Raw genomic sequence first — 21,946 nt, forward strand, 5'->3', positions numbered from 1 at the left:
TTCAAGCCAGGGTTTTGGCGGCATCGGCCACCGCGGCGCGGATGCGGGCATAGGTGCCGCAGCGGCAGATGTTGCCGGCCATGGCGGCATCGATCTCGGCCGCCGTGGGCTGCTTGCCCTGGGGCTGCGATTTGAGGAACGCCGTGGCGCTCATGATCTGGCCGCTCTGGCAGTAGCCGCACTGCGCCACGTCGTGCCGGACCCATGCCGCGTGCACGGCGGCACCCACGGGGTCGCTGCCGTCGGTGGCGGCTTCGATGGTGACGATCTTCTTGCCCTCGGCGGCGGAGATGGGCGTGATGCACGAGCGGATGGCCTGGCCGTCCAGATGCACCGTGCAGGCGCCGCACAGCGCGGCGCCGCAGCCGAACTTGGTGCCGGTCATGCCCAGCGTATCGCGCAGGGCCCAGAGGATGGGGGTGCCGGGGTCGGCGTCGACCGTGTGGTCGCGGCCGTTGACGTTGAGCGCGCTCATGGTGGGGTCCGTTCTTCTTCGTGGGGTGGGTGGCGCCGGATGGCGCTGGAGGCGACTGTAGGAACAAGCTTCAAAAAGAAACAGTGGCGAATATTGCATGCCCTGTGAAGCCAGGCTTCATAAAGCTGGCTCACCGGACGGACGCCGCCATGCGCCGGTGTAGCCTCGCGCCATGGATTCCCTGATTGCAGCCTCCGCTCGCGCCCTGGCCGCCGGTGATGCGCTCGGCGCGCTCAAGCGGGTCGCGCTGCGCGAAGATCCGCCGGCGCTGGCCCTGCGCGGCATCGCGATGGCCCAGCTCGGCGAGCATCCGCGCGCCCGCGAATTGCTGCGGCGGGCCGCGCGCGGCTTCGGGGCTCACGAGGAACTGGCGCGCGCGCGCTGTGTGGTGGCCGAAGCCGAGGTGGCCATGGCCATGCGCGATCTCGGCGGCTCGCCGCGCGCGCTGGCGGCGGCGGCGGCCACGCTCGATGCGCACGCCGACCGTGCCAATGCGCTGCAGGCGCGGCTCATCGCGGCGCGCCAGCTCCTGCTGCTCGGCCGGCTCGAGGCCGCCCGCGCCGCGCTGGCGCCGCTCGACGTGCACGACCTGCCGCCGGCGCTGGCGGCGGTGGCCGAACTGAGCGCCATGGAGCTGGCGCTGCGCTCGCTGCACATCGGCCCGGCGCGCGCAGCGCTGGCCCGCGCGCAGGAGGCGGCCGACCGCGCGCGCGTGCCGGCGCTCTCGGCCGAAGTGGCTGACGCGCGGGCCGCGCTCGATCGTCCCGCGGCACGGCGGCTCTTTGCGGGCGGCGAACAGGCGCTGCGGCTCGACGAAGTCGCGGCGCTGCGGGCCTCGAATGCGCTGGTGGTCGACGCCTGCCGCCGCGGCGTGGGCGCCGGCGACGCATGGCGGCCGCTGGCGCGCCGGCCGGTGCTGTTCGCGCTCGCTCGCGCGCTTGCCGAGGCCTGGCCCGGCGACGTCGACCGCGAGGCGCTGATCGCCTACGCGTTCAACACCCGCCATCCCGACGAGACGCTGCGTGCGCGCCTGCGGGTCGAGATCGGCCGCCTGCGCGCGCTGGTCGCGATGCAGGCCGGCATCGAGGCCACGGCGCGCGGCTTTGCGCTCAGGCCGCGCGATGCACGCGAGGTGGTCTTGCTCGCGCCGCCCATCGACGGCGAGCAGGCCTCGCTGGTGGCGCTGCTGTCCGACGGGGCGGCGTGGTCGACCTCGGCGCTGGCCTTGGCGCTGGACGCGAGCCAGCGCACGGTGCAGCGCGCGCTGGCCGAGCTCGAGGCCGAGGGGCGGGTGCGCGCCATCGGCCGGGCGCGGGCGCAGCGCTGGCTCGCGCCGCCGCTTGCGGGATTCACGACGATCTTGTTACTCCCCGGCGCGCTGCCGATTGAATAGAGTTGTCTCCAAGGCGCCGATCCCGGAGCCCGCCACACCAGGAGCCAGCGATGAACAGCACCACTGCAGCCAGCAAGCAAGACAAGCCTGAGACCGCGCCGCGCACGGCCGAGATCGTGCGCGAGTACGGCCCCTTCGCCGGCGCGACCAGCGTGGCCGGCGTGACCCACGACGGCCAGCGCGTCTGGGCGGCCACGGGGGCGCAACTGGTCGCCTTCGATCCGGCGAGCGGCGAGACCACACGCACCCTCGACTGCACCTGCGACGCCGGCACCGCCTTCGACGGCACCTACCTCTATCAAATTGCCGAGGCGCGCATCGACAAGATCGATCCGGCCAGCGGCAAGGTGATGTCGTCGATCCCTGCGCCCGGCCATGGCCGCGACTCGGGGCTGACCTGGGCCGAAGGCAGCCTGTGGGTCGGCCAACACCGCGATCGCAAGATCCTCCAGATCGATCCGGTGAGCGGCGCGGTGTTGCGCACCATCGAGTCCAACCGCTTCGTCACCGGCGTGACCTGGGTCGACGGCGAGCTGTGGCACGCCACCTGGGAAAACGATGAAAGCGAGCTGCGCCGCGTCGATCCCGACAGCGGCGCCGTGCTCGAGCGGCTGGAAATGCCGCGCGGCGCCAACGTGAGCGGGCTCGAGTCCGACGGCGCCGACCTCTTCTATTGCGGTGGCGGCGGCAGCGGCAAGGTCCGCGCCGTGCGGCGCCCGCGAGCCGCACGGGCCTGAGCGCCCACCGCGACAACCCCCTTTTCGGCTTTGCTGCCGAAGACGAGCGCGCCGGCCACCGGGCGGGTGGAGCCGCGCATGGAAGAAACCCACATCGGCTCACCGAGCCCAAGGAGAAACGCATGAACACCGCCATCGCCGAAAAGAGCACTGTGACGAACCACCCCGTCGTGTCGAAGGACCAATGGCTGGCCCGCCGCAAGGCGCTGCTGGCACGCGAAAAGGAATTGACGCACCTGCGCGACCAGATCGCCCGCGAGCGCCGCGCACTGCCATGGACCCGCGTCAAGAAGAGCTACGTCTTCGACACGCCCGAGGGCCCGCGCGCGCTGGCCGACCTGTTCGAAGGCCGCCGCCAGCTGCTGGTGCAGCACTTCATGCTCGGCCCCGATTGGGAGCAGGGCTGCCCGAGCTGCTCGTACATGTCCGACCATCTCGGCGGAATGAAGGTGCACCTGGAGAACCGCGACGTCACGCTGCTGGTCGTCTCGCGCGCGCCGCTGGACCAGATCGAGCGCTTCCGCCGGCGCATGGGCTGGCAGTTCAGGTGGGTGTCCGCGCACGGCAACGACTTCAACTACGACTTCAACGTGAGCTTCACGCCGCAGCAGTGGGCCGAGGGCCAGGGCGAGGTCTACTACAACTACAGCGCGCGGCCCTTCCCGGCGCAGGAGGCCCCCGGCATCAGCGTGTTCTACAAGGACGACGCGGGCGAGGTGTTCCACACCTACTCGACCTACGAGCGCGGCGTGGAAGCGATGATGGGCACCTACAGCCTGCTCGACCTCACGCCCAAGGGCCGCGACGAGCCGAACCCGGTCTACGCGATGGACTGGGTGCGCCACCACGACCGCTACGAACCGGCACCGGCCGCGAAGCCGGCGGCCGAGGCGGGTTCGTGCTGCCATGCGTCCGACTGAACGGCCGGCGCGCTGAATCGGCAGAAACATCATGGCAAGCCTCTGGCCGTGGCTCGCGGTCGCAGGAGTCGGCGCCCTGCACGGGCTGAACCCCGCCAGCGGCTGGATGTGGGCTGCCGCCTGGGGCGTGCGTTCGCGCGACCGGATGCAGGCCTTGCGGGCCCTGGTACCGATCGCGCTCGGGCATGCCGCCTCGGTGGCGCTGGTGGCCGGCGCGGTGGCCTTCGGCCTGTCGCTGGACCGCACCGTGCTGCAGGTGCTGGCGGGCGTGCTGGTGCTCGTCTTCGCGGGGCTTCACCTGTGGGGCCGCACGCCCGGCGCAGCACGTGCACCGGCCGGACATGCGGGGATGGCGCTCTGGTCCTTCATGGTGTCCACCGCGCACGGTGCTGGCCTGATGCTGGTGCCGGCGCTGATCCCGCTGTGCATGGGCGATGGGGCGGCGCCGGCGTTCAGCGCGTCGGACTCGCTGCTGCTGGCGCTCGCGGCGGTCGGCATTCATACCGCGGCCATGCTCGCGGTCACCGGTGCGATCGCGGTGGCGGCCTGCCGCGGCTTCGATGCCGGCGGCCGCTGGCTTCGAAGACTCAGGCGCAAGCCATCAGCTGCAGCCGCGCATCGGCCGTGACGTAGCGGATGTGGCGGTAATCGCGGATCAGGCTGATGCGGCCTTCGCGCCACTCGAGCCACATGAAGTAGCCGGGGTCCGGATCGCCGCGCCGTTCGAACACCGCGATCACCTCGCGGCCCTCGAGCCATGCGGGCGCAAGCCACACGCCATCGATCTTTGCGTAGAGCGTGAAGAACATGCCGACGTCGGCGCGGCCGGCGCGCACCGGATGTGCCGACTGGACCAGCCTCACGTCGTCGGCCAGCAATGCGCGCAGGCCTTCCCAGTCGCGCTGGTTGAAGAGCGCGACATAGCTTGCGAGCGCGGCGGATGGCGGCGGCGGGGGTGCGGGCGGGCCGGGCTGCTGTGCGTTGATCTCCCGCAGGCGCGCACGCCCGCGCGCGAGGTGGCCCTTCACGGCGTCGACCGTGAGGTCGAGGACCGCGGCAATCTCCGCCAGCGATTCGCCGAGCACGTCCTTCAGGATCACCACACTGCGCTGGTGGATCGGGAGTTCCGCGAAGCGCGACACCGCGGTCTTGACAGCTTCCTGGCGCATCAGCATCTCCATCGGGTCGGGGTTGGCCGTGTCGGCCAGGTCGTTGGCGGCGGCTATCGGCTCGGCCATGCGGATCGTCCGGCCGCGCAGCAGGTCGAGCGCGCGGTTGTGGGCGATGCGGAACAGCCAGGGCCGAAGCGGCGTCGCCTCGTCCATGCCATGCACGGCCGCGAAGGCGCGCTCGAAGGTGTCCTGCACCACGTCCTCGCCCTCGATGACCGAGCCCATGAGGCGCGCGCAATAGCGGTGCAGCTCGGGCCGCAGCGTCTCGGCGAGCGCCGCCAGCTGCGCCTGGTAGCCGCTTTGGTTCGGCCACGGCGCCTCCGCGCTCACGCGGCCGCCTCCTCGAGCACCGTGATGCCCGAGTCGCCGCCAAAGCCGAAGGCGAAGCCCTTGGCGTAGGAGGGGTCGTCCAGCATCGAAACCACCTTGTCGCCGAAGGCGCGCGGCGGCATCGGCGTGCCGAAGCGCGCGAGGAACTCGCCGGGCGCAACGCCCATGGCGTGAGCATAGGCGGCAGCCCCCGCGTCGCCCACGCCGGTGCCGCCGATCATCTGCATCGGCACGATCGCCTGGAAGCGGATGCCGAGCTTCTGCTGTTCCGAAATGCCGTTGGCGTACCTGGCCATGAACCAGAGCATGCGCTTGGCGCCGGCATAGCTGCCCGAGAGCGGCGAGCCGTTGCGCGCCGCGCCGCTGGCCCCCACCAGCACGCGGCTACCGGGCGCGAGCGGCAGCTTGAGCGCTGCCTGCAGCCAGTAGAGCCCGGCCTTGACGTCGGTCTCCCAGGGCGCGCTGAAGTCGGCCCAGCTCAGCTGGTCCAGCCGGCCCATGCGCGGCGGCGTGCCCGCGTTCAGCGCCACGATGTCGGGGCGGACCTCGGCCAGGATGCGGTGGGCCGCGGCCTCGTCCGTCACGTCGGCGGAGACGGTGGCCACGCCCAGCCGGGCGCGCACGGCCTCGAGCGCGCCGGCGTCGCGGGCGACCACCGTCACCCTGGCGCCCTGCGCGACCAAGGCCTCGACCAGCCCCAGGCCCAGGCCGCGGCTTCCGCCGGTGACGACGATGTTCTTGTCCTTGATGCTCATGATCTGGCTCCGTGATGTGGTGTGGATGGAACCAGGACGATCCAGGCCTGCAAAAGGAGTCAGCCCACCGGCTGCAGCCGCGACTCCCTGCCGGCGGTAGCGGTCCGCGGGAACGTGAGCGCGACGGCCACGGCGCCGAGCCCCACGGCCATCGAGCCGATGTACATCCAGGCGTAGCTGCCGTAGCGGTCGAACAACCAGCCGCCGAGCACCGGGCCGAGCGCCATGCCCAGGCTGGACAGCATCGACGCCGCGCCCAGCACCGTGCCGAGGATGCGGGGGCCGAAATAGTCCCGGGCCAGCACCGCATAGAGCGGCATCACGCCGCCATAGGCGAGGCCGAACACGATCGCCACGGCATAGAAGCCGCCGAGCCGGTTCACCAGCAGGTAGCTCGCGGCGGCAAAGGCCTGGATCAGCAGGCCCGCGACGAGCACCCGCTTGGCGCCCAGCCGGTCCGCCAGCACGCCGAAGAGCAGGCGCCCGCCCAGCCCGGCGGCGCCTTCCATGCTGTAGATGGTGACGGCCGCGAAGGTCGGCAGGCCGCAGCCGATGGCATAGCTCACCGTGTGGAAGATAGGCCCCGAGTGGGCCGCGCAACAGGCAAAGAACGTGATGCCGAGCACCAGGAAGGCACGCGAGCGCAGCGCCTGCCCGACCTTCATCTCCGGTGCCGGGACTGCACCTCCCGCAGCGCCTGTATGGGCTGCGCGCGGCGCCGCGCGAATGAGCCAGACCGCGGGCAGCAGCACGATCCACGCGCCGATGCCGATGATCAACTGGGCGGTGCGCCAGTCGTGGTGCGTGACCAGCCATGCGGCCAGCGGCGAGATGGTCATGGGCGCCACGCCCATGCCCGCCGACACCAATGAGACGGCCAGGCTGCGGTGCCTGTCGAACCACGACGCGGCGGTGGCGATCACCGGCGCGAAGAAGCTGCCGGCGGCAATGCCCATCATCACGCCGTAGAAGAGCTGGAACTCGAGCAAGGTCGACGCGCGGCTGGCCAGCACCGTCGAGAGTCCGAGCAGCACCGTACCCGCCAGCACCACCATGCGCGGGCCGTAGCGGTCGCTCAGGGCGCCCCAGCCGAAGCCGGCCACGCCCATGCTCAGGAAGGCCAGCGTCATGGCGCTGGAAATGCCCGCGCGCGACCAGCCGGTGGCCGCGCTCATGGGCTCCAGGAACACGGCCAGCGAAAACAGCACGCCGATGGCCACGCAGGTCATCAGCGCGCCGGCGGCCACGAGGGGCCAGTTCGAATCGAGCGCGTCGGCCGGACGCGCGGAGGCAGGGATGTTCATTGTCTTGTTCCAGTGGAAGGTCGAAAATAGTGAACTGATTGGTTGACTATAAGGGAATTCGTCTCTTCGGAGGGCGCTTTTCCGCGCCGAGGTCCAACCAGGACGTTCAAGACTTCGCAAAGGAGCCAGACCTGCGTCAGGCCGCACGGCGGGCACGGCGCACTTCGATGCCGCTGCGGGGGCGGCTACTGCGCCGCGCCCGATTCAACAGGGCGGAAGCCCGCGGGGCCGGGAGTCAGGGTCAGCGAATGCCCAGCGCGTGATCGAGCGACAGGCGCCCGGCGCCGCGGCCTGCCAGGTACAGCAGCAGCGCCGCCCACGAAAGGTGCGTCGGCCATGCGTCCGGGTAGACGAAGACCTGGATCACCAGCGTCATGCCCAGCAAGGCCAGCGCCGACAGGCGCGTGAACAGGCCCAGCACCAGCAGCAACGGGAACAGATGCTCCGAGTAGGCCGCCAGGTGCGCGGCGATCTCGGGCGGCACGAACGGCAATTTGTATTCGGTGCGGAACAGCTCGTAGGCGCTGTCGGTCAGGGTGAGAAAGCCTTCGACCTTGGTGCGGCCCGAATAGAAGAAGACGGCCGCCACGGCCACGCGCGTGGCCAGTGCCAGCGCGTCGTGGGCCACGAGGCGCGTGAGCCGTTCGGCCACCGCGTTCCAGTGTGCGCGAAGACCGCGATGGCTGCTGCCTTCGATCGATGCGGAAGCCTGAGGGGCGGTGCTCATGGTGCTCGTTCGTCGGATGCAGGCGATGCGGAAGTGCCGGCGAATGCGCCGGCGCGCAGCAGGGCCGCGAACATGGCCGAGATGTCCGCCGCCGGGTCGGCAGCCAGCGCGCGCTCTGCCGCCTCGGCAAGCATCGCTCCGCTGGCGCAGGCATCGAGAAAGGCGCAGCCGGCGCGGGTGATCTCGTGCCAGCTCACCGTGTCGCCGGGCCGCGTCAGCAATGCGCCTTCGCCTTGCCAGGGCAGATCGTCGCCAGCGGCGCCCTGCCGGCGATGGCGCTCCCAGATGCTGTAGACCGGTTGCTGGTCGAACCAGGCCCAGCGGGCCGCCGGATGCGGTGCGAGGGCCAGGGCCGCCATCTGTTGCGGCGTGCGGCGGGCGATCCATGCCGCGTCGGCGGCCGGTGCGTCGGGTGCGGCATGGGCTTCGCGCCAGAGCGTGTCGAGTTGCGCCACGCCGGGCAGGTAGACGAGCTCCGCGGCCGGCTCGAAGCCGCGCAGGAAACCGGGGAAGCCGCCGCCGTAGTGCAGCAGGCGCCCGTCGCCCGGCGGATCGGACGCCACGTAGAGTGCGGCGGCGGCGCGAAACCATTCCTCGCCCACCAGTTGCGCAACGGTCGGGAAGTTGGCCTGCAGCGCATCGATGCAGGCCTTCATCACGGTGTTGCGGTACACGGCGAATGCGGGCTGCACGGCGAGCGCCCGCACCATCGGGTGCGCGGCTTCCGGCGCAGCGAACAGAGCCTGCGCAAAGGCTTGCCGAAACTGATCGAGCGGCGCGTTCATGCCATGGCCTCCTGCGCCGCGCGCTGCAATTCGGCTGCGGCCTGTTCCTGCTCGGCCATGAGTTCCTCGAAGGCCGGCACGATGCCGTCGCGCTCGATCAGCGTGGGCCGGGCGCCGGCGCGATCGACGAAGCGCCGATACAGCTGCCAGACCTCCGGTGCGATGGGCGCATCGTGCGAATCGATCAGCAGGGCATCGCCAAGCGTGGGGTCGGCGCTGTGGCCCGCGAGATGGATCTCGCCGACCAGCGCCTGCGGAAACCGGTCGATCCATTCCGCGGCCGAGAAACCCAGGTTGCGTGCGGACACGTACACGTTGTTGATGTCGAGCAGCAGCCTGCAGCCAGTGCGCCGCGACAGCTCGGCAAGAAAATCGATCTCGTCCCATTCATGCCCGTCGATGCGCAGGTAGTGGGACGGGTTCTCGATGGCGATCACCGTGCCCAGCGCGTCCTGCGTGCGCGCGATGTTGGCGGCGATGCGGTGCAGCGCGGCGGTGCTGCGCGGGAAAGGCAGCAGGTCCGGAAAGTACTGGCCGTTCCATGCGGACCACGCCAGGTGCTCCGAGATCAGCGCGGGCTGGATGCGCCGGGCAAGCGCCGCCAGCCGCTGAAGATGCGCCGCATCGGGTTCAGCGTCGCCTGCGAGCGAGAGCGAGACGCCATGCAGCGACACCGGATGGCGCGCGCGGATCGCATCGAGCCATCCGAGGCGCGGGCCGCCCGCCACCATGTAGTTCTCGGGGTGCACCTCGAACCAGAGGCCCTCGGCACGCGCACCGAGCGCGGCCTCGTAGTGCTCCGGCTTGAGGCCGAGGCCGGCCGCGAGGATGTCGGACATGGCGTGCGCAGTGCCGCGATCAGGACTTGATCGGCGCCAGCGAACCCATGCCCTTGGGCGTCTTGATGGTCGTGCAGGTGCCGGCCGGAACGTTCTTCCATGCGCTGCCCTGGTAGTCGACCTTGGAGGTGCCCGCGCAGGTGGTGCCGGGGCCGGCGGCGCAGTCGTTCTTGCCGGCCATCGAGACGCCGTAGCACTTTTCCATGGCGCCCATCTTGTCGGCCATCGGTTTGTCTTGCGCCATGGCGGAGCCGGCGGCAAGGGCACCCAGTGCAAGAGCGGTGATCGCGAAAGAACGGTTGATCATGGATGAACTCCAAAAAGTGATTGAGGGTTGCAACCGCGCCCCCAGTGCGCAGTCACTTGCTAGTTCGCGGGTTGCGCCACCGGGGTTACAGGGCCCGGCGCGATCGGCGGAATTTTTTGCCGAGCCGCACGAGGATGGAGAACACCATCAACTGCAACTACAGCATCGAATCCGCTCGCGCCACGCGCACGATGCGCGCCTTGGCACCGTCCGTGAGCAGATAGAGGCCGCCATCGGGCCCTTGCCTGAGGTCGCGGATGCGCTCTCCCAGTTCGGTGAACAGGGCTTCGCGCCGAACCACGCGCGGTGCGTTGTCGTCGCCTGCGAGTTCGAGCCGCCACACGGCCTTGCCGGCCAAGGTTCCAACGAAGACGTTTCCCTTCCACGCGGGAAACTGGTCGCCGGTGTAGAGGATGAGATTGCTTGGCGCGATCTTCGGCGTGTTCCAGAAGGCCAGCGGCGCTTCCATTCCCCGCTTCGATGTTCCCTCGCCAATCCTGGCGCAGGTGTCGTACTCGCAACCGAAGGTCACCACCGGCCATCCGTAGTTCAGGCCCCTGCGCACGATGTTGATTTCGTCGCCGCCCTGCGGCCCGTGCTCGGCAACCCAGAGCTGCCCCGTCCGCGGGTGAACGAATGCACCCTGGGGATTGCGATGTCCGAGACTCCAGATCTCGGGCCGCGCGCCGTGGCGTGCGGCGAAGGGGTTGTCGTCAGGCACGGTGCCGTCGGTGCGGATGCGCACGGTCTTGCCCTGGTAATAAGCAAGCGCCTGGGCGCGCATGCGGTCCTGCGGCGCGTGGCGGTCGCCGATCGTGATGAACAGGTAGCCATCGGCGGTAACCGCCAGCCGCCCGCCGAGGTTCTGGCCGCTCACCGCGCCCGGTGTCTGGCGAAACAGCACCTTGAATTCATCGATGCGCGATCCGTCGTCGCTCAGGCGAGCGCGTGCAACCGTCAAGCTGTTGCGGTCGAGGTGCAGTCCGCGGCCGGCCTTCGTGTAGCTGAGATACACGAGGCGGTTCGAGGCGAACGCCGGATCGATGGCGACATCCAGCAGCCCCCCGTGATCGCGGTGGTCCACGCGCGGAATTCCCTGGATGGACGAGATGCCGCGGCCATCGGCGCTGATCATGCGCAGCCTCCCCCGGCGCTCGGTCACCAGCAGGCTGCCGTCGGGCATGAACTCCATGCCCCAGGGCGACTCCAGCCCGTCGGCGAAGGTGCTCGCCTGCGGCGCATCCGGCGCGGAGTCCGCGGGCATGGCCGAAGCACCGAAATGCCAGAACCAGATCGTCGCGAGAAGCGCGGCGCCAGCGCCATGTCGTCGCCAGGACAGCGCCGCAGGCCTTGAACGACGGATGGCTGTGGGCGCTGTGTTCATGTCGGTGGATGCCGTAGGGCCGCGGCGACGTTGCCGTTCGAAAATCTTATCGGCGAGCGGGCAGCCCCGACAATCCATCCTTTCTATTACCCTGCTCTCGACGGCCTCGGAACATTCTGTTGCTGGCGATACACTGATGGCCTATGAGCGGCTATCGCTTCCCCCGACGTTGCACCACTGCGTTTTTCGTGGTCCTGTCGCTGCTGTTCTCGCAGCTGGCGCTGGCAAGCTACGTCTGCCCCGGGGCGGCGGACGCGGGGTCGACGGCCGGAATGGCGATGGCGCCGGGCGAGCCCTGCGAGGGCATGGACACCGCCCAGCCGGTGCTGTGCCACCAGCATGCCGCCGACATGTCGCTGTCGTTCGAACCCGTGAAGCTCGCGACGCCGTCGCTGCCTGCCATCGTGCAGGTTCTGCTCGTGCCGCTGGTCCTGGTTGCGCAAGGCCATGCGCTTCCGCCGCAGGCCAGGCCCGAGCGGCAGCATCCGCCGCCCGATCCTGTTTTTCTCGCGACCCTCAGACTTCGCGTCTGACATCTCCGTCGACTGACCGGTGCTGGTGCGGCGCGTCCGCTCGCCAGCGATTGCCTCGTTCGTCCGCGGAGTTGCCATGCTCATTTCCTTTTCCCGCGCAACCGCTTTGGCCGTTGTGCTGCTGCCGTGTCTTGCGACGGCCGCCCCCCTGTCCCTCGAAGCCGCGCTCCAGCTGGCCGCCCGGCGCTCCGAAACCGCGCGCGCCGCCCGCGCAGGCGTGCTGAGCGCCACACAAGCGGCGCAGGCTGCGGCCCAGCTTCCCGATCCCGTGCTGCGCGTCGGTATCGACAACCTGCCCGCGACGGGGCCGGACCGCTTCCACACCGCGCGCGAATCGATGACCATGAAGCGCATCGGCATCAGCCAGGAATGGCTGTCCGCCGACAAGCGCGCGGCGCGCCAGGCGGCCGCCGATGCATCGGTCGGACGCGAAAGGGTGCAGGCGCAGGTCGCCGCGGCCGAGACCCGTCTGCAGACCGCGCTCGCGTACCTGGACGCCTTCTACGCCGGCGAAACCCTGAAGCTCGCCGCGCTCACGGAACACCACGCCCATGAAGAACTGGAGGCCTCGCGTGCGCGCCTGTCGTCAGCCGCCGGCAGCAGCCAGGAGGTGCTGGCGATGGCGAGCGCAAGAGGCGTCTCGGAGGACGACGCGGCGGAAATCCGGCAGCAGCAGAACGCCGCGCGTGTCGCGCTGGAGCGCTGGGTGGGCCTGCAGCACGACGACGAGCTGATGCCCGTCGGCGAGCTTCCCGTGCCCGCTGAAGAAGCCTATGTGGCCGGGCACGCCACGGTGGCCGCGCTGCAGCGCGATGTGGACGTGGCCAGGCAGGCGGCAGCGCTCACCGCGTCCAACCGCAAACCCAACTGGACCTGGGAGCTTGCCTACGGCCAGCGCACCGGCCATTCCGATATGGTGTCGATGGGTGTGAGCATTCCGCTGCCCGTGGCGCCTGGCGAACGGCAGGACCGCGACACTGCCGCCAAGCTGGCGCTGGTCGAAAAAGCCGAAGCCGATCTGGCCGAGGCCATCCGCGCCGCCGGCGCCGAATACCGTGTGCTCGCCAGCGATGCCGAGCGCCTGCAACAGCGCATCGAGCGCTATGGCGCCGGTGTCGTCGTTCCTGCCGGCCAGAGGACAGCCGCGACGACGGCGGCCTACCGCTCCAACCAGGCGAGCCTCGCCGCGCTGTTCGAAGCGCGGCACGCCGAAGTCCAGGCGCAGCGCAAGCTGCTGGCACTGCAGCGCGATCTCGCGCGGACCCGAATCCAACTGGCCTTCCGGCCGCTCGCTGCCGAGGTGGCGCAATGAACCGAAAACTCACCACGGGCGTATCGCTGCTGGCCGCCCTGCTGCTGGCTGCCGGCGCCTTCCACCTGGGCCGCAAGACGGGCCAGGCCGCGGATGCATCGATAGCCGCGGCCGCCACTCCCGACGGCCGCAAGGTCCTCTACTGGCATGACCCGATGGTGCCGGGCCCGCGCTTCGACAAGCCCGGCAAGTCGCCGTTCATGGACATGCAACTGGTGCCCGTGTATGCCGACAGCGCCACCGGCACCGCCAGCGATGCGGGCGTGAAGATCAGCCCCGCCGTGCAGCAGAACCTCGGCATCCGGTATGCGAGCGTGCGTCGCACCGAAGCATCTTCCTCGTTCGAAGCCATTGGTTCGGTGCAGTTCGACGAACGGCTCAACGTCACCGTGCAGACGCGTGTCGCCGGCTATGTCGAACACCTGTCGGTCCGCGCGCCGATGGAGCGCGTGCGCAAGGGCCAGCCCTTGGCCACCCTCTTCGCGCCCGACTGGCTCGGGCCGCAGAACGAGTGGCTCGCGCTCAAGCGATCCGGCGTTTCTGCCGATCTCGCCGCGGCGGCGCGCGAGCGCATGCGGGCCATGTCCATCCCGCCCGAACTCATCCGGCGCAGCGAAGAAATCGGCACGGCGCAGGCGCGCTACGTGCTCACCGCGCCGATCGATGGCGTGGTGGCTGAACTGGGTGTGCGCGAAGGCGTTGCGGTCACGCCCGGCACGACGCTGTTCCGCATCGCCGGCCTGCAGAAGGTCTGGGCGGTGGCCGAGATTCCGGAGGCGCAGGCGGTTCGCCTCGCGCGCGGGCAGAAGGCCAAGGCCGTTCTGCAGGCCGACGCATCGCAGTCGTTCGACGGTGCGCTCGACGAAATCCTGCCCGAGATCAACACCGCCACCCGCACCTTGAAGGCCCGCTTCGAGGTCGACAACAGGAGCGGAAAGCTCACGCCCGGCATGCTGCTGCGCCTGCAGGTGGCGGGGCCCGCGAGCAGCCGGCTGGTCGTGCCTTCGGAAGCCGTGATCCGCACCGGCCGGCGCGCCGTCGTCATCGTGCGCAAGGCCGACGGCGCCTTCGAGCCGCGCGACGTATTGACGGGCACGGACATCGGCGACGACACCGAAGTCGTCTCGGGCCTGGCCGAGGGCGAGCAGGTGGTGGCCAGTGGCCAGTTCCTGATCGACTCGGAAGCCCGGCTGCGCTCCGTGCTCGGCAACATGGCGGCGCCCGTGGCCGCACCTGGCGCGGGTGCTTCGGCGCCGGCATCGGCACCGGCCGCGGTGCTGCACAAGGCCGAAGGCAAGGTCGAAAGCGTGGCGCCCGATGGCATCACCATTTCGCACGGGCCGGTCGCGACGCTCCAGTGGCCCGCCATGACGATGGGCTTTGCCAAGGCCGCGCCGGGCGCGTTCCCGGACATCAAACCGGGCGACCCGGTGCGCTTCGAGTTCAAGGAAGGTGGCCCCATGGGTTACGAGCTGGTCTCCATCCAACGGCTGCCATCGGGTGCCAGCAAATGATCGCCGCCCTGATCCGATGGTCGATCGGCAACCGCTTCCTGGTGCTGATCGCGACCCTGTTCCTGATGGCTGCGGGCTGGTGGTCGGTGGCGCGCACGCCGCTCGATGCCCTGCCCGATCTCTCGGACACGCAGGTCATCATCCGCACGCCCTACCCCGGCAAGGCGCCCCAGGTGGTCGAGGACCTGGTCACCTACCCGCTGACCACCACCATGCTCAGCGTGCCCGGCGCCAAGACCGTGCGCGGCTACTCCTTCTTCGGCGACTCGTTCGTCTACGTGCTGTTCGACGACAAGACCGATCCGTACTGGGCGCGCTCGCGCGTCGTGGAGTATCTCAACCAGGTGCAGGCCAGGCTTCCCGCGGGCGCGAGTGCTTCGCTCGGCCCCGACGCGACGGGCGTGGGCTGGGTCTACGAGTACGCGCTGGTCGACCGCACGGGCACACGCGACATCGGGCAGCTGCGCGCGCTCAACGACTGGTTCCTCAAGTTCGAGCTCAAGACCGTGCCCGACGTGGCCGAGGTGGCCAGCATCGGCGGCATGGTGCGGCAGTACCAGGTGGTGCTGGACCCCGATCGCATGCGCGCACTCGGCATCACGCAGTCGGTGGTGGTGGAGGCCCTGCAGAAGGCCAACCAGGCCTCCGGCGGCTCGGTGGTGGAATTCGCCGAGGCGGAGTACATGGTGCGCTCGCGCGGCTACCTGCGCTCGCTGGACGATTTCCGGACCATCCCGCTGTCGGCGACGGGCGCAACGCCGGTGCTGCTGCGCGACGTGGCGACCGTGCAGATCGGCCCCGAGATGCGCCGCGGCATCGCCGAACTCGATGGCGAAGGCGAAGTGGCCGGCGGCGTCATCGTCATGCGCTCGGGCAAGAACGCCCGCTCGACCATCGAGGCCGTCAAGGCGAAGCTCGAAGCGCTCAAGCCGGGTCTGCCGCCGGGCGTGGAGATCGTGCCCACCTACGACCGGTCGCTGCTGATCGAGCGCGCGGTGGAGAACCTTCGCTCCAAGCTCATCGAGGAGTTCATCGTGGTGGCGCTGGTCTGCGCGGTCTTCCTGTTCCACCTGCGCTCGGCGCTGGTGGCGGTCGTCGCCTTGCCAGTCGGCGTGCTGGCCGCCTTCATCGTCATGCACTGGCAAGGCGTCAACGCCAACATCATGTCGCTGGGCGGCATCGCGATTGCCATCGGTGCCATGGTGGATGGCGCGATCGTGATGGTTGAGAACGTGCACAAGCACATCGAGTCCTTCGAGATGATGCAGGGCCGTCAGCCCACCGTGGCGGAGCGATGGCAACTCGTCGCCGATGCGTCCGTGGAGGTGGGGCCGGCGCTGTTCTTCTCGCTGCTGGTGATCACGCTGTCCTTCGTGCCGGTGTTCTCGCTCGAGGCGCAGGAGGGGCGGCTGTTCTCGCCGCTGGCCTTCACCAAGACCTATGCCATGGCGGCCGCGGCGGGCCTGTCGGTGACACTGATCCCGGTGCTCATGGGCTACCTGATCCGCGGGCGTATTCCGCACGAGGCCTCCAACCCGGTGAACCGTTTCCTGATGGCGGCTTACCGGCCCGCGCTGGAGCTGGTGCTGCGCTACCCCAGGGGAACGCTGGCCCTGGCCGCCGTGCTGCTGGCCCTCACCGCGGTGCCGATGATGCGGCTCGGCGGCGAGTTCATGCCGCCGCTGGACGAGGGCGACCTGCTCTACATGCCGTCCGCGCTGCCCGGGCTTTCGGCGTCGAAGGCGTCCCAGCTGCTGCAGCAGACCGACCGGCTGATCAAGACCGTGCCCGAGGTCGAGCGCGTGTTCGGCAAGGCAGGCCGTGCGGACACGGCCACCGATCCGGCGCCGCTCGAGATGTTCGAGACCACCATCCAGTTCAAGCCCAGGGCGCAGTGGCGCGCGGGCATGACGCCGGACAAGCTGGTCGAGGAGCTGGACCGGGCCATCAAGGTGCCGGGCCTCACCAACGTCTGGGTGCCGCCGATCCGCAACCGCATCGACATGCTGGCCACGGGCATCAAGAGTCCCGTCGGCATCAAGGTGGCGGGCACGGACCTGGCCACCATCGATGCGCTGGCCACGCAGATCGAGACGGCCGTGAAGAACGTACCCGGCGTGTCGTCGGCGCTGGCCGAGCGGCTCACCGGCGGGCGCTACATCGATGTCGATGTCGACCGGCTCGCGGCCGCCCGTCATGGGCTTTCGGTGGCGGACGTACAGGCCGTGGTGTCCACAGCCATCGGTGGCGACAACGTGGGCGAAGTCATTCAGGGGCGCGAGCGCTATCCGATCAACGTGCGCTATCCGCGCGAGATCCGCGACTCGCTCGAGCGCCTGCGGCAGCTGCCTTTCGTCACGGCCAAGGGCGCGCAGCTGCTGCTGGGCGACGTTGCAAGGATCCACATCGAAGACGGTCCGCCGATGCTGCGCAGCGAGAACGCGCGGCTGTCGGGCTGGGTGTACTTGGACGTGCGCGGCCGCGACCTGCGCTCGGCGGTCACCGACATGCAGGCGGCCGTCGGCCGCGCCGTGAAGATGCCCGCTGGCTACGCGGTGTCATGGTCCGGCCAGTTCGAATACCTGGAGCGTGCGACCGAGCGGCTGAAGCTGGTCGTCCCGGCGACGCTGGCGGTCATCTTCGTGCTGCTCTACCTGCTGTTCAGGTCGTTCGGCGACGCGGCGCTGGTGATGGCGGCCGTGCCGTTCTCTCTGGTCGGTGGCTTCTGGCTCGTCTGGGCCATGGGCCATGCGATCTCGGTCGCCACGGCGGTGGGTTTCATCGCGCTGGCCGGCGTGGCCGCGGAGTTTGGCGTGGTGATGCTGGTCTACCTGAAGAACGCGCTGGCGCGGCGCCTCGAGGCCGGCGAGCCGATGAACGACCAGACCCTGCGCGACGCGATCCGCGAGGGCGCCGTGCAGCGCGTGCGGCCCAAGGCCATGACGGTCGCCGTCGTGATGGCCGGCCTGCTGCCCATCCTCCTTGGCAGCGGCACCGGCTCGGAGGTGATGACGCGCATTGCCGCGCCCATGGTGGGCGGCATGGTCACCGCGCCGCTCTTGAGCATGCTGGTCGTCCCTGCTGCCTGGTATCTGCTCCGCCGGAGGGACAAGGCTGCGGAAACTGACAAGCAAATACACTAACGGCAATCCAATTGTGACCCCCAGCCTCAACCGCTCGCCTTGCTCATCAAACTAAAGCCTCGCCGTTAGCGTATTTTCTATGCCGTCCCTTCCCCTTTTCCCTGAACCCTCCGGCGAATCGCATCAGGCGGCCTTTGCCAGCTGGCTGGCCGCGCAGCAGGAAAACGGGGGCTTGCGGCAGCCCTCTTCCATCGCCGTCTACCGGGACATGTGGGGCAGTTTCACGGCCTGGTGTCTCGGCCAGTCGCCCGCGGTGACGCTGGCGTCGCTGAACAAGGGCGACCTGTCGGCGTTCCAGCAGGCGCGCTTCGGCATGAAAAACGACGACCTCTCGCTGTCGCCGCGTTATGCGCTGCGCCTGCTCCGGCTGATCGACCGGGTGCTGCGCCACCATGCAGAGACGCACGACATCCCCGTCAACACCGCCGCACTGGAATGGATCGCGACCCAGCCGGACGTTCGGTACGCGGATTCGGCGCGGGCCGATCCGCTGCCGGAATTTCTCTCGGTCTCCGAGGCCAGGCACCTCATTGCCTTTCTCTCGAGTGCCCGGCCACGGCCCGGCGCGGCGGGCGACCGGCACGCCCAGGCGGCGCTCGGTTGGCAGGCGCTGCGCAACCGCACGGCCGTCGCGCTGCAGCTGGGCGCAGGGCTCACCCCGGGCGACGTCCGCGTATTGCGGCTCGATGCGCCGACATCGCAAATGGCAGGCCGGCGTGAGCGGCCCTGGAAAGTCGCGGTGCCGGGCAACGGCAATTCGCCGGCGCGCGAGGCGCCGGTCGCTCCCTGGGCCGGCGAGCTGCTGCAGCACTGGCTGAAAACACGCGCCGAGGCGCTGATCGCGGGCGAGTTCCTGTTCCCGGCCACGCGCACCGGCAAACCCTGGAGCAAGGAGGCGCAGTACGTTGCCGCCAAGCAGGTGCTCGAAGATGCGGGCATCGAGGCCGCCGGCGGCGGCTCCTTCCTGCTGCGCCACACGTTCGCGCTGCGCCAGTTGCGCAGGGGCGCCAAGCTCGATCAGGTGGCGCGCTGGCTCGGCGTGGAGCCCGAGGCGATGGGCAAGTACCAGCGCGTGCTCACCGGTCCGGCCGAGGTTGTCTGAAGATCAGTTTTCGGGCCGGCTCCACAGCCAGATCGCGACAGCCGCCATGAGGAGCGGCGCGCCGATCTTCACGGCGGCCGGTGCGGCGGTGGCCAGCAGCACGGCCGCACTCAACGCCATCATCGCCGTCGCGGCCCACTTCGCGCGGCGGGGCACCGCTCCACTCTGGCGCCACCGGCGGATGTACTCGCCATAGCGAGGGTGTTCGAGAAGCCAATGCTCGAGCGCCGGCCAGCCGTGTCCGGCGGCCCAGGCGGCCGCGAGCAGGAACGGCACCGTCGGCAGCACAGGAAGAAAGGCGCCGAGCAGGCCGAGGGCGACGAATACCAGGGCCAGTGCGCGCCAGAGGAATCTCGCGACAGGGCCAGCGGGCCTCATGAAGAAGGGAGCCCTTCGGGGCGATCTGCCGGGAGTTGCGAAGCAGGCATCGGTGCATCGTAAGCCAACCGTGGATTCGAGAAAGAGATCGGCAGCCCTGGGTGATGTGAGCGCGGTTCTCCGACAAAATCGGGGGCATGAAGGAGATCGACAACCTGTTCGGAAAAGAGCCGGGCGCCACGGGAAACTGGCCCGGCACCGTGGCGGATGCCATGGCAAGGCGGGATGTGCAGGTCGACGAAGCCGTCACCACGCTTCGCCGCGCAGCCGGCGCCACCGCGACCAGCGTCGCCGCATTGATGCACATGGTGAATCCGGACGCTTCGCACCGACTGGCGCGCCTGGCCGCCTCGAAAACGTCGGATCACGACGGGTTCGTCACCGTCGCCGAGCAGTTGCACGACATTGCGTCCCGGTTGCGCGAACTCGAGTCCTCGGTGCGCAGCCTGTTGGCGCTCACGCGCAAGGACGCTGCCCCGGACGACTGAAGACAAAGCCGGTGCCGAAGAAGCGCTCGCAGCGCGACCGGCCTCAGCGCACCGTGGCGCGGGCACGGTGCAGCCGGCTCTTCACGGCCTCCACACTCACGCCGAGGCTCGCCGCGACCACGGGGGCGGTCAGCTCCTCGACGTCGCGCAGGATCAGCGCGACGCGATAGGCCTCCGGCAGCGCGGCAATGGCCTTCGCAAGGTCGAGGCGCAGGTCCGTGGGGATCTGCGGCGCGGCCGGTTCCTCGGCCAATGGCACCGAAAGAGACGCCTTGGCGCCACTGCGCTTGAAGATCCGGTAGCACTCGCGCTCGACGATCCGGAACAGCCAGGTGGCAAAGGCCGCCACGGTGCCTAGCGTGCCGATCTTGCGGTGCAGCTGCCACAGCGCCGCCTGCACCGCATCCTCGGCGTCTTCGCTGTTCGAACAGGTACGGCGCGCGAATCGCCTGAGGTCGGGCTGGCAGGCGCAGAGCAATTGCGACAGCGCCCGCTCGTCCCCGGAACAAGCGGCTTCGATCAGCGCGGCGGATGCGCTGATCATCGGCTCGGGCCCGTGGTCTTCCGCCCGAGCATCGCGCAGGCGGGACAGAACCCGACGATGGCCGTGGCCGCGAGCATTGCCGCCATGGCGAACCCCAGTACCCGAAACGTCCCGGCCGGCAAGAAGTAGAAGGCACCGACGGCGGCGAAGACGCCCAGGCACAGCCGAACTGCGCGCTCCCAGGACGGGACATTGCGTTTGAGATGAAACATGTTGCGGACTCCGATGAATGTTGACCTCTGCATAGAGGCCGCTTCAGGGCCCAAAGGATTCGGCGCAGAAAAGAAATTCGCAGGCCGCGAAGACCGCAGGACTATGGCCCGATCGTGCCACCCGCCGGATCCTTGCCGCGGAAGGCGCCGCGCGTCTCCAGCATGCGCCGCGTCTTCTCGAGTTCGCTCTGCAGCAGTTCGGCATCCGGCAGCACGGTGCGGTAGTTCGCGGCCATGATCTTGCTGGGCAGTCCCTCGAGCGCATAGCGGGCCAGCGCCTGGCCCTTGTCGGCGCAAAGGATCAAGCCGACCGGCGGGTTCTCATCGGGCAGGGTCCAGTGCTCCCTGGCGTAGTTGCAGTACATGTGCATCTGCCCCACGTCCGCATGCGTCAGCCCGCCAAGCTTCAGGTCGATGATGACGAGGCAGCGCAGGCGCCGGTGAAAGAACAGCAGGTCCACCCGGTACCAGGTCTGGTCGATGCGCAGCCTTCGCTGCCGCCCGACGAAGCTGAAGTCGCCGCCGAGTTCGAGCAGGAAGTCTTCGAGCCGATGGATCAGGGCCGCTTCCAGGTCGGACTCGGAGTACTCGTCCCTGAGATCGAGGAACTCCAGCACGTAAGGGTCCTTGATCGCATCATCGGGCGTCACCGCATCTTCCGGCTTCGGGACGGCGCCCTTCACCAGCATCGCGGCCTTGTTCCTCGAAAGCGCGGTGCGCTCGTAGAACTGGCTGCCGATCTGGCGATCGAGCTGGCGCACGCTCCATCCGCCGCGCAGCGCCTCGGCTTCATAGAACCGGCGTGCGTTGCCGTCCTTCACCGACAGCAGCCGAACGTAGGCGGACCAGGGCAGCACGAACATCCGCGCCAGGTCCTCCAATGGCCATGATCCGGGAGCGCCGGCAAAATCGGCGCCGTCGAGCAAGTGCCCATCGGATGCCTGCGCCGCATGTCCGGGCGACGGCAATGCAGGAGATTCGCCAGACACTGTCTGGCGAATCGGCCAGGTCAGGAAGAACGAGCGCATCTGCTGCAGGTTCTGGCGGCTGAACCCCCGGCCGAACTGGCTCGTCAGGTCGAGCGAAAGGCGCTCGATCAGCTGTTCGCCGTAGCCCGCGCGCCGCCGGCCCTTCTGCTCGGCCTCGACGATCCGGCGGCCGATTTCCCAGTAGCTCGCGGTCATCCATGAATTGACGCTGCGCGCGGCGGCTCGCCGCGCGGCATCGAGCAATTCGACGATGCCGCCCCGGAAACCCGCGTAGCCGCCGAAGGGGGCGGCGGGCCTTGCCTTGCCCGACGGAGGATTGGCTTTGCTCATGGCTTGGTGTTGTGCACTGCATATCCTAGCTGCAGGCGTCCGCCGCCCTTCTCCCTCGATCGCCAGGTCCCTCCAGGAAGCATCTTGACTTATGAACGTGGAAAACCTGTTCGACAAGAACTACTGGGGCACGTCGACGGCCGGCTACCTGTTCGTCGGCTCGCCGCGCACGCTGAGCCTTTCGGCCAGCATCGACTTCTAAGACCCGGCCGACGCGGCGCGTGGACATGCGCCCACAGGGCGGCGTTCGCACGGCGGGCAGATTGGCGGTCA

At 69.4% G+C, this 21,946-nt stretch carries 23 protein-coding genes; 10 read left to right on the forward strand and 13 right to left on the reverse strand.

The features are described 5' to 3' along the window. Window position 1: 1 nt before the first annotated feature. A complete protein-coding gene (locus QFZ47_RS00530; protein WP_307653757.1) occupies window positions 2-475 on the reverse strand; it encodes a (2Fe-2S)-binding protein in 474 nt (157 codons plus the stop codon). Between the two features lie 172 nt (window positions 476-647). Between QFZ47_RS00530 and QFZ47_RS00535 the strand changes: the two genes are divergently transcribed. From QFZ47_RS00535 to QFZ47_RS00550, 4 genes are all read left to right on the forward strand, one after another. Further along, a complete protein-coding gene (locus QFZ47_RS00535; protein WP_307653758.1) occupies window positions 648-1,868 on the forward strand; it encodes a helix-turn-helix domain-containing protein in 1,221 nt (406 codons plus the stop codon). A 50-nt stretch (window positions 1,869-1,918) separates the two neighbouring features. After that, window positions 1,919-2,605 (forward strand): Vgb family protein, encoded by a 687-nt coding sequence (locus QFZ47_RS00540; protein WP_307653759.1) that lies wholly within the window; start codon window positions 1,919-1,921, stop codon window positions 2,603-2,605. Between the two features lie 122 nt (window positions 2,606-2,727). After that, a complete protein-coding gene (locus QFZ47_RS00545; RefSeq protein WP_307653760.1) occupies window positions 2,728-3,525 on the forward strand; it encodes a DUF899 domain-containing protein in 798 nt (265 codons plus the stop codon). 31 nt (window positions 3,526-3,556) lie between these two features. Next, window positions 3,557-4,153 carry a hypothetical protein gene (locus tag QFZ47_RS00550; protein ID WP_307653761.1) on the forward strand — a complete coding sequence of 199 codons (597 nt, stop codon included), beginning with the start codon at window positions 3,557-3,559 and terminating at the stop codon, window positions 4,151-4,153. Here the strand turns inward: QFZ47_RS00550 and QFZ47_RS00555 are convergent. From QFZ47_RS00555 to QFZ47_RS00590, 8 genes are all read right to left on the reverse strand, one after another. Further along, window positions 4,113-5,027 (reverse strand): sigma-70 family RNA polymerase sigma factor, encoded by a 915-nt coding sequence (locus QFZ47_RS00555; RefSeq protein ID WP_307653762.1) that lies wholly within the window; start codon window positions 5,025-5,027, stop codon window positions 4,113-4,115. The two genes, QFZ47_RS00550 and QFZ47_RS00555, sit on opposite strands and share 41 nt — an antisense overlap. Continuing rightward, complete coding sequence (locus QFZ47_RS00560) at window positions 5,024-5,782, reverse strand: SDR family NAD(P)-dependent oxidoreductase (protein WP_307653763.1); 759 nt, start codon at window positions 5,780-5,782, stop codon at window positions 5,024-5,026. The genes QFZ47_RS00555 and QFZ47_RS00560 overlap by 4 nt, the downstream gene beginning before the upstream one ends. Window positions 5,783-5,841: 59 nt before the next feature. After that, on the reverse strand, window positions 5,842-7,086 hold the full coding sequence (locus tag QFZ47_RS00565; protein WP_307653764.1) for an MFS transporter: 1,245 nt from the start codon (window positions 7,084-7,086) through the stop codon (window positions 5,842-5,844). 241 nt (window positions 7,087-7,327) lie between these two features. Further along, window positions 7,328-7,813, reverse strand: coding sequence for a DoxX family protein (locus tag QFZ47_RS00570; RefSeq protein WP_307653765.1), 486 nt, complete (start codon window positions 7,811-7,813; stop codon window positions 7,328-7,330). Then, on the reverse strand, window positions 7,810-8,598 hold the full coding sequence (locus tag QFZ47_RS00575) for an HvfC/BufC N-terminal domain-containing protein (RefSeq protein WP_307653766.1): 789 nt from the start codon (window positions 8,596-8,598) through the stop codon (window positions 7,810-7,812). The genes QFZ47_RS00570 and QFZ47_RS00575 overlap by 4 nt, the downstream gene beginning before the upstream one ends. Further along, the gene (bufB, locus tag QFZ47_RS00580) at window positions 8,595-9,437 is read right to left on the reverse strand and encodes an MNIO family bufferin maturase (RefSeq protein WP_307653767.1); all 843 of its coding nucleotides are present in this window, start codon (window positions 9,435-9,437) and stop codon (window positions 8,595-8,597) included. Before bufB ends, QFZ47_RS00575 begins: the two co-directional genes overlap by 4 nt. A 19-nt stretch (window positions 9,438-9,456) precedes the next feature. Next, on the reverse strand, window positions 9,457-9,744 hold the full coding sequence (locus tag QFZ47_RS00585) for a BufA1 family periplasmic bufferin-type metallophore (protein ID WP_307653768.1): 288 nt from the start codon (window positions 9,742-9,744) through the stop codon (window positions 9,457-9,459). A 157-nt stretch (window positions 9,745-9,901) separates the two neighbouring features. Further along, window positions 9,902-11,008, reverse strand: coding sequence for a PQQ-dependent sugar dehydrogenase (locus QFZ47_RS00590; protein ID WP_307653769.1), 1,107 nt, complete (start codon window positions 11,006-11,008; stop codon window positions 9,902-9,904). A gap of 263 nt (window positions 11,009-11,271) precedes the next feature. Between QFZ47_RS00590 and QFZ47_RS00595 the strand changes: the two genes are divergently transcribed. From QFZ47_RS00595 to QFZ47_RS00615, 5 genes are all read left to right on the forward strand, one after another. Next, window positions 11,272-11,661, forward strand: a complete 390-nt coding sequence (locus tag QFZ47_RS00595; RefSeq protein ID WP_307653770.1) for a hypothetical protein — start codon at window positions 11,272-11,274, stop codon at window positions 11,659-11,661. A gap of 76 nt (window positions 11,662-11,737) precedes the next feature. Then, window positions 11,738-12,973 (forward strand): TolC family protein, encoded by a 1,236-nt coding sequence (locus QFZ47_RS00600; RefSeq protein ID WP_307653771.1) that lies wholly within the window; start codon window positions 11,738-11,740, stop codon window positions 12,971-12,973. Continuing rightward, window positions 12,970-14,487, forward strand: coding sequence for an efflux RND transporter periplasmic adaptor subunit (locus QFZ47_RS00605; RefSeq protein ID WP_307653772.1), 1,518 nt, complete (start codon window positions 12,970-12,972; stop codon window positions 14,485-14,487). The genes QFZ47_RS00600 and QFZ47_RS00605 overlap by 4 nt, the downstream gene beginning before the upstream one ends. Beyond that, window positions 14,484-17,630: an efflux RND transporter permease subunit gene (locus QFZ47_RS00610; protein WP_307653773.1), complete on the forward strand. Its 3,147-nt coding sequence runs from the start codon at window positions 14,484-14,486 to the stop codon at window positions 17,628-17,630. Before QFZ47_RS00605 ends, QFZ47_RS00610 begins: the two co-directional genes overlap by 4 nt. 79 nt (window positions 17,631-17,709) lie before the next feature. Beyond that, window positions 17,710-18,732, forward strand: coding sequence for a tyrosine-type recombinase/integrase (locus tag QFZ47_RS00615; protein ID WP_307653774.1), 1,023 nt, complete (start codon window positions 17,710-17,712; stop codon window positions 18,730-18,732). A 3-nt stretch (window positions 18,733-18,735) separates the two neighbouring features. Here the strand turns inward: QFZ47_RS00615 and QFZ47_RS00620 are convergent, their stop codons facing one another. Further along, window positions 18,736-19,110 carry a YbaN family protein gene (locus tag QFZ47_RS00620; protein ID WP_307653775.1) on the reverse strand — a complete coding sequence of 125 codons (375 nt, stop codon included), beginning with the start codon at window positions 19,108-19,110 and terminating at the stop codon, window positions 18,736-18,738. A 137-nt stretch (window positions 19,111-19,247) separates the two neighbouring features. Here QFZ47_RS00620 and QFZ47_RS00625 point away from each other — a divergent pair, with 137 nt between their 5' ends. Continuing rightward, window positions 19,248-19,598 carry a hypothetical protein gene (locus tag QFZ47_RS00625; protein ID WP_307653776.1) on the forward strand — a complete coding sequence of 117 codons (351 nt, stop codon included), beginning with the start codon at window positions 19,248-19,250 and terminating at the stop codon, window positions 19,596-19,598. 43 nt (window positions 19,599-19,641) lie between these two features. Here QFZ47_RS00625 and QFZ47_RS00630 read toward each other — a convergent pair whose 3' ends face one another. From QFZ47_RS00630 to QFZ47_RS00640, 3 genes are all read right to left on the reverse strand, one after another. Beyond that, window positions 19,642-20,142, reverse strand: coding sequence for an RNA polymerase sigma factor (locus QFZ47_RS00630; protein WP_307653777.1), 501 nt, complete (start codon window positions 20,140-20,142; stop codon window positions 19,642-19,644). After that, window positions 20,139-20,354, reverse strand: coding sequence for a YgaP family membrane protein (locus QFZ47_RS00635; protein ID WP_307653778.1), 216 nt, complete (start codon window positions 20,352-20,354; stop codon window positions 20,139-20,141). Before QFZ47_RS00635 ends, QFZ47_RS00630 begins: the two co-directional genes overlap by 4 nt. Window positions 20,355-20,455: 101 nt before the next feature. Continuing rightward, window positions 20,456-21,673: a PDDEXK nuclease domain-containing protein gene (locus QFZ47_RS00640; protein ID WP_307653779.1), complete on the reverse strand. Its 1,218-nt coding sequence runs from the start codon at window positions 21,671-21,673 to the stop codon at window positions 20,456-20,458. Window positions 21,674-21,946: the final 273 nt, after the last annotated feature.

It is taken from the genome of Variovorax paradoxus (genome assembly GCF_030815975.1).
Taxonomy (GTDB): Bacteria; Pseudomonadota; Gammaproteobacteria; order Burkholderiales; family Burkholderiaceae_C; genus Variovorax; species Variovorax paradoxus_N.

What these genes read in the sequence shown, in the direction of transcription:
- QFZ47_RS00575 (WP_307653766.1), bottom strand. Translation starts at nt 8,598, where the DNA reads ATGAACGCGCCGCTCGATCAGTTTCGGCAAGCCTTTGCGCAGGCTCTG.
- QFZ47_RS00550 (WP_307653761.1), top strand. Translation starts at nt 3,557, where the DNA reads ATGGCAAGCCTCTGGCCGTGGCTCGCGGTCGCAGGAGTCGGCGCCCTG.
- QFZ47_RS00625 (WP_307653776.1), top strand. Translation starts at nt 19,248, where the DNA reads ATGAAGGAGATCGACAACCTGTTCGGAAAAGAGCCGGGCGCCACGGGA.
- QFZ47_RS00595 (WP_307653770.1), top strand. Translation starts at nt 11,272, where the DNA reads ATGAGCGGCTATCGCTTCCCCCGACGTTGCACCACTGCGTTTTTCGTG.
- QFZ47_RS00615 (WP_307653774.1), top strand. Translation starts at nt 17,710, where the DNA reads ATGCCGTCCCTTCCCCTTTTCCCTGAACCCTCCGGCGAATCGCATCAG.
- QFZ47_RS00535 (WP_307653758.1), top strand. Translation starts at nt 648, where the DNA reads ATGGATTCCCTGATTGCAGCCTCCGCTCGCGCCCTGGCCGCCGGTGAT.
- QFZ47_RS00530 (WP_307653757.1), bottom strand. Translation starts at nt 475, where the DNA reads ATGAGCGCGCTCAACGTCAACGGCCGCGACCACACGGTCGACGCCGAC.
- QFZ47_RS00570 (WP_307653765.1), bottom strand. Translation starts at nt 7,813, where the DNA reads ATGAGCACCGCCCCTCAGGCTTCCGCATCGATCGAAGGCAGCAGCCAT.
- QFZ47_RS00610 (WP_307653773.1), top strand. Translation starts at nt 14,484, where the DNA reads ATGATCGCCGCCCTGATCCGATGGTCGATCGGCAACCGCTTCCTGGTG.
- QFZ47_RS00620 (WP_307653775.1), bottom strand. Translation starts at nt 19,110, where the DNA reads ATGAGGCCCGCTGGCCCTGTCGCGAGATTCCTCTGGCGCGCACTGGCC.
- QFZ47_RS00560 (WP_307653763.1), bottom strand. Translation starts at nt 5,782, where the DNA reads ATGAGCATCAAGGACAAGAACATCGTCGTCACCGGCGGAAGCCGCGGC.
- QFZ47_RS00545 (WP_307653760.1), top strand. Translation starts at nt 2,728, where the DNA reads ATGAACACCGCCATCGCCGAAAAGAGCACTGTGACGAACCACCCCGTC.
- QFZ47_RS00630 (WP_307653777.1), bottom strand. Translation starts at nt 20,142, where the DNA reads ATGATCAGCGCATCCGCCGCGCTGATCGAAGCCGCTTGTTCCGGGGAC.
- QFZ47_RS00635 (WP_307653778.1), bottom strand. Translation starts at nt 20,354, where the DNA reads ATGTTTCATCTCAAACGCAATGTCCCGTCCTGGGAGCGCGCAGTTCGG.
- QFZ47_RS00585 (WP_307653768.1), bottom strand. Translation starts at nt 9,744, where the DNA reads ATGATCAACCGTTCTTTCGCGATCACCGCTCTTGCACTGGGTGCCCTT.
- QFZ47_RS00605 (WP_307653772.1), top strand. Translation starts at nt 12,970, where the DNA reads ATGAACCGAAAACTCACCACGGGCGTATCGCTGCTGGCCGCCCTGCTG.
- QFZ47_RS00590 (WP_307653769.1), bottom strand. Translation starts at nt 11,008, where the DNA reads ATGCCCGCGGACTCCGCGCCGGATGCGCCGCAGGCGAGCACCTTCGCC.
- QFZ47_RS00600 (WP_307653771.1), top strand. Translation starts at nt 11,738, where the DNA reads ATGCTCATTTCCTTTTCCCGCGCAACCGCTTTGGCCGTTGTGCTGCTG.
- QFZ47_RS00565 (WP_307653764.1), bottom strand. Translation starts at nt 7,086, where the DNA reads ATGAACATCCCTGCCTCCGCGCGTCCGGCCGACGCGCTCGATTCGAAC.
- QFZ47_RS00540 (WP_307653759.1), top strand. Translation starts at nt 1,919, where the DNA reads ATGAACAGCACCACTGCAGCCAGCAAGCAAGACAAGCCTGAGACCGCG.
- QFZ47_RS00640 (WP_307653779.1), bottom strand. Translation starts at nt 21,673, where the DNA reads ATGAGCAAAGCCAATCCTCCGTCGGGCAAGGCAAGGCCCGCCGCCCCC.
- bufB (WP_307653767.1), bottom strand. Translation starts at nt 9,437, where the DNA reads ATGTCCGACATCCTCGCGGCCGGCCTCGGCCTCAAGCCGGAGCACTAC.